This window comes from Thauera phenylacetica B4P (assembly GCF_000310225.1).
GTDB classification, from domain to species: domain Bacteria; phylum Pseudomonadota; class Gammaproteobacteria; order Burkholderiales; family Rhodocyclaceae; genus Thauera; species Thauera phenylacetica.
In genome coordinates this window covers 1-528 of sequence record NZ_AMXF01000587.1, presented here as the reverse complement: position 1 = coordinate 528, position 528 = coordinate 1, and the positions used below count along the sequence as shown (strand labels likewise).

Genomic DNA, 528 nt, shown 5'->3' with positions numbered 1-528 from the left:
CTGCTGGCCTGGCCGGTGGAGGCCCAGCCGGCGGTCGCCGCGCTGTGGGCCGGCCTGCCCGCCGACCCGGCAGCCTGGCTCGCCGCGCTGCAGCAGAGCCCGGTGGTGCGCCGCATCGGCCGCGACCCCGAACTCGGCCAGCCGCTGCTGATCGACGGGCCCGAGGACGCGCCGCGCCTCTACCTGCACCGCTACTGGCAATACGAGCGCAGCGTCGCCGCCGCGGTGGTGGAGCGTTGCGCGCGGCCCGAGCCGGTCGACGAGGAACGCGCGCGCACCTGGCTGGATCGCCTCTTCCCGGCCACGCCGGGCGCACCGACGCGCGAGGAGGCGGTCGACTGGCAGAAGCTCGCGTGCGCGATCGCGCTGCGCGGGCGGCTGAGCATCCTCACCGGCGGCCCCGGCACCGGCAAGACCTACACCGCCGCGCGCCTGCTCGCCCTGCTGCTCGCCACCCACCCGGCGCCCGAGCGCCTGCGCATCGCGCTGGCCGCGCCCACCGGCAAGGCCGCCGCGCGCCTGCGCCAG

The 528-nt window shown here is 78.4% G+C and carries 1 protein-coding gene; it reads left to right on the top strand.

The genetic code is table 11. The features are described from left to right. Nucleotides 1-528: AAA family ATPase (locus tag C667_RS23825; protein ID WP_039923254.1), on the top strand; the 528-nt coding region annotated here is incomplete at both ends.